The organism is Methylobacterium sp. WL120, from assembly GCF_008039465.1.
Classification (GTDB): domain Bacteria; phylum Pseudomonadota; class Alphaproteobacteria; order Rhizobiales; family Beijerinckiaceae; genus Methylobacterium; species Methylobacterium cerastii.
Genome location: NZ_VRUT01000257.1, coordinates 1 through 4,158 on the forward strand (window position 1 = coordinate 1; position 4,158 = coordinate 4,158).

Below are 4,158 nucleotides of genomic sequence, written 5' to 3' on the forward strand. Positions count from 1 at the left end.
GCTCGACCTCGTGCGCCTCGACGCCGGCGGCGCGGCGCTCGCCCGCCGGATCGACGCCGCGCTGCCCCCGCCGGCCTGGTGGGACGCCGAATGCGGCGGCCTCAACCTCGCCGACGCGAACCTCGACCGGGCGCGGATGGAGGGCGCGAACCTCTCGCACGCCAACCTGCGGCGGGCGACGCTGTCGGGGGCGGTCGGACGCTCGGCCGACTTCTCGTATGCGATCCTGGAGGAGGCCGACCTCGGCGAGGCCGATCTCAGCGGCACGGATTTCCGCGGCATCGTCGCCGGCCAGGCGAGCTTCCGCGAGGCGATGCTGGAGGATGCGCGCTTCGACGACGCGGCCCTGCGCTTCGCGAGGTTCCCGAAGGCGCTGTTGGACGGCGCGGACTTCTCCGGCGCCGACCTGTGGGGCGCCGACTTCACCGGCGCGGATGCGGACGACACCAGCTTCAAGCGGGCGCGCCTCGACGAGGCCGACCTCTCGGACGTGAACCTGACGCATGCCGACTTCGAGGGCGCGAGCCTGACCAAGGCCCGCCTCGTGGGCTCGCGCCTACGCGGTGCGAACCTCTCCAACGTCAAGCTCGACGGCGCCGACCTCTCCGGCGCCGACCTGTCCGACACCAGCTTGGTGCGGCTGAACTTCGTCACCTGCAAGCTGCGCCACGCGCGCTTCGCCGGCGCTTGGCTCAACGGCACGCGGATGCGGATCGAGCAGCTCGACGGCATGGTCGGCGAGGAGGCGGCTGGCGACTACGCCGGCGCGCAGGCGAGCTACCTCGCCCTGGAGCAGAACCTGAAGAGCATCGGCAGCCACGACGAGGCGAGCTGGGCGTACAAGCGCGGCCGCCGCATGGGCCGGCTTGAAGCAGGCCAGAAGACCCGCGCGGCCTGGACCGCCCGCGACGGGCGTGCCGTCTTCCGCCATGGCTACCGCTGGACCTCGGACCGCTTCGTCGAGTGGCTGTGCGACTACGGCGAGAGCCTGTCGCGGATCGCCCGCGCCTTCGCCATCCTCATCGTCGCCTTCGCCGCCCTGTTCGGCCTCGCCGGCGGCCTGATCCCGGACGGATCCAGCGAGCCGACCCGCAACGCCGTCGACTGGCTGAGCTACAGCGCGCTCAACATGATGACGGCGAACCCGCCGGAGATCGGCGTGAAGCCGATCGGCCGCTTCACCAACCTGCTCGTCGGCATCGAGGGGGCGGCCGGAATCATCCTGATGGGGCTGTACGGCTTCGTTCTCGGCAACCGGCTCCGCCGCTGATTTCCGCGGGGCCGCCCTATCTGTCGGGCAAGCCCGCGACGGCCGAGGATCGACGACGAACATGCCCGATTGGATACGCGACACCGTGTGGTGGCAGGTCTACCCCCTCGGCTTCGTCGGGGCGGAGCAGACCCTCCGGCGCGGCATGGCGACCGCGCATCGCCTGGACCACGTCGCCGCCTGGATCGACTACGCCGCCGACCTCGGCGCGACCGGGCTGGCGCTCGGGCCGATCTTCGCGTCCTCCACCCACGGCTACGACACGATCGATTACCTGCGCATCGATCCGCGCCTCGGCGACGATTCCGACTTCGACCGCCTGGTCGCGGCCGCCCATGCCCGCGGCCTCAAGGTCCTGCTCGACGGCGTGTTCAACCATGTCGGGCAGGACTTCGCCGCCTTCCGCGCGGTGCTCGACGAGGGGCCGTCGGCGGCGCAGGCCGGGTGGTTCCCCCTGACCTGGCCGGAGGGGACGAACCCCGGCGACGTGCCGGACCACCGCTGCTTCGAGGGCCACCGCGCCCTCGTCACGCTGAACCACGACCATCCCGAGGTCGCCGACCACGTCGTGGCGGTGATGAACCACTGGCTCGCCCGAGGCGCCGACGGCTGGCGGCTCGACGCCGCCTACGCCGTGCCGCGGGCGTTCTGGACCCGCGTCCTGCCGCGGGTCCGCGCCGCACATCCCGAGGCCTACTTCGTCGGCGAGGTGATCCATGGCGACTACGCCGGCATCGTCGCCGAGACGGGCGTGGATTCGGTGACGCAGTACGAGCTGTGGAAGGCGATCTGGTCCGGACTGAACGACCGCAACCTGTTCGAGCTCGCCCACGCCCTGAAGCGGCACGATTCATTCCTCGACGCCTTCGTGCCGATGACCTTCGTCGGAAACCACGACGTGACCCGGATCGCCAGCCGGCTCGCCGACATCCGGCACCTGCCGCACGCTCTGGCCGTGCTGTTCACGGTCGGCGGCGCGCCCTCGATCTATGCCGGCGACGAGCAGGCCTTCCGCGGCCTCAAGGAGGAGCGCGAAGGCGGCGACGACGCGATCCGCCCCGCATTTCCGCCGTCGCCCGACGACCTCGCCCCAGAGGGCTGGCCGACCTACAGGCTGCATCAGGACCTCGTCGCCCTGCGGCGCCGGAACCCCTGGCTCCATACGGCGCGAACGCGGACGCTGCACCTGACCAACACCGCCATGACGCTGGAGACCCGCGGCGACGGGCACCGGCTCCTCCTCGCCCTCAACCTGTCGGACGAGCCCACCGAGCAGCCGGCGCCCGGTGCGCGCGGGCTGGAAGCCGGTCAGGCCGACCTCCTCTCTGCGCCCGCCGGCCGCATCCGCCTTCCGCCGCACGGCTGGGCGATCCTCGCGGCGGAGGCGTGATCGCGGCGGCTTTCGACCTATGTCGGAGTTGGGGACGGGGCGTTCGAAGCGGACCATGCCAATGAGACCGGGAAGACGCGTCCACCGCAGGCCGTTGCCAGGCCTGCTCCTCGCGACAGCCATCGGCGCCGCCGTCCCATCCGAGGCGTTCGCGCTGGAGGTGACCCGCTCGCGCGTCGTCGCCGCGCCGCCCGCGGCGGTCTGGTCGCTGGTCGGCGGATTCTGCGACATCGCGCGTTGGCATCCACAGGTGAAGCGCTGCACGCTGTCGTCGGAAAGCGGCGCGCCGGTGCGCGCGCTGGTGGCGGCGGGCGGGCTCGGCACGCTGATCGAGACCGAGACGGCGCGGGACGAGGCGGCGATGAGCTATTCCTACCGCCTGGTCTCGGGGCCGCTGCCGGTGAAGGATTACGCCGCGACGCTCTCGGTGGCGCCGATCGGCGAGGGCGCCGGAAAGGGCGCGACCATCACCTGGACCGCGCACTTCGAGGCCGAGGGGATGACCGAGGAGGAGGCGGTCGCCGACATCGCCGGGGTCTACGAGGCCGGGCTCGCCGGCATCGCCAGGGAAGCCGCGCCTTAGGCGTCCCTAGGATCAGTCCTTCGACAGGCTGTCGATCAGGTGGTTCAGGTCGATCCGCATCGCCTGCACCTCGGGCTCCGTCAGGTCGAGCTGGCACATCACGCTCTGGCGCACCTCCGCCGCGTCGGCACGCAGGGCGCGACCCTTCTCGGTCAGGGCGATCTCGACCTCGCGCTCGTCGGTCCGGCGGCGGTTGCGCTGCAGCAGGCCGGCCGTCTCCAGGCGCTTCAGCACCGGCGTCAGCGTGCCGGAATCGAGGCGGAGGCGCCGGCCGATCTCGGAGACGGTGACGCCGTCGGCCTCCCACAGGACCATCAGCACGAGGTATTGCGGGTAGGTCAGACCGATCCGTTCGAGGAGCGGACGGTAGGACTTCGTCATCCGGTGCGCGGCCGCGTAGAGGGCGTAGCAGAGCTGGTTGTCGAGGAGCAGGGGATCCCTGGTCCGGTCGAACTCCGCCCCGGGCGGCTCCCGCAACTCCTCCGTCATGCACGCCATCTCAGTCGTCCACATCGCCACGCACGGAAATCCGTCGCGTTCCCCCGTTGCCCCGATCGCCCGGCATAGCACGATATCTCCGGTCGTTGAGAGGGCGGTGACGACTTTCGGTCGAAAAGCGCGTCACGCAGAGCAGCTTACCGTATCAGGCGCCGAGACCGTCGAGGCTCGCGAGCAGCCCCGGCTCGTCCTCGAGCGTGCGCAGGTCGAGGTGTACCGCGCCGTCGGCGATGCGGCCGATCACCGGAACCGGCAGGGCGCGCAAGGCCGCCGCCATGCGCTTCGGCCAGGCGCCGCCGCGACGCGCCCCGTCGCCGGCGGCCTGGGTGAGCACGAGGCAGGCGCTCGGCAGGGTCTCGACCGGCAGCGCGCCCGAGCCGAGCTGGCTGCTGCAGGCGGCGCCGGCCACCTCCGCCC

The 4,158-nt window shown here is 71.7% G+C and carries 4 protein-coding genes and 1 pseudogene; 3 read left to right on the plus strand and 2 right to left on the minus strand.

Annotated elements, in window-relative coordinates; all coding sequences use genetic code 11:
* The 3 genes from FV229_RS25645 to FV229_RS25655 form a co-directional block, all read left to right on the plus strand.
* A partial coding sequence (locus FV229_RS25645) for a pentapeptide repeat-containing protein (RefSeq protein WP_147754631.1) occupies positions 1-1,270 on the plus strand: 1,270 nt, incomplete at its 5' end.
* Positions 1,271-1,331: 61 nt separating this feature from the next.
* Entirely contained in the window at positions 1,332-2,660 is a 1,329-nt protein-coding gene (locus FV229_RS25650; RefSeq protein WP_147754632.1) for an alpha-amylase family glycosyl hydrolase, read from the plus strand.
* Positions 2,661-2,721: 61 nt separating this feature from the next.
* Positions 2,722-3,243 carry an SRPBCC family protein gene (locus FV229_RS25655; protein WP_147754633.1) on the plus strand — a complete coding sequence of 174 codons (522 nt, stop codon included), beginning with the start codon at positions 2,722-2,724 and terminating at the stop codon, positions 3,241-3,243.
* Positions 3,244-3,255: 12 nt separating this feature from the next.
* Here the strand turns inward: FV229_RS25655 and FV229_RS25660 are convergent, their stop codons facing one another.
* Together FV229_RS25660 and FV229_RS25665 are read right to left on the minus strand one after the other, a co-directional pair.
* On the minus strand, positions 3,256-3,741 hold the full coding sequence (locus tag FV229_RS25660; protein WP_281406756.1) for a MarR family transcriptional regulator: 486 nt from the start codon (positions 3,739-3,741) through the stop codon (positions 3,256-3,258).
* Positions 3,742-3,886: 145 nt separating this feature from the next.
* Positions 3,887-4,158 (minus strand): annotated as a pseudogene (locus tag FV229_RS25665) (L-seryl-tRNA(Sec) selenium transferase); the annotation flags it as partial.

Excerpts from the sequence above, each read along its gene's own strand:
- FV229_RS25650 (WP_147754632.1), top strand. The coding sequence starts at position 1,332 with ATGCCCGATTGGATACGCGACACCGTGTGGTGGCAGGTCTACCCCCTC.
- FV229_RS25655 (WP_147754633.1), top strand. The coding sequence starts at position 2,722 with ATGAGACCGGGAAGACGCGTCCACCGCAGGCCGTTGCCAGGCCTGCTC.
- FV229_RS25660 (WP_281406756.1), bottom strand. The coding sequence starts at position 3,741 with ATGGCGTGCATGACGGAGGAGTTGCGGGAGCCGCCCGGGGCGGAGTTC.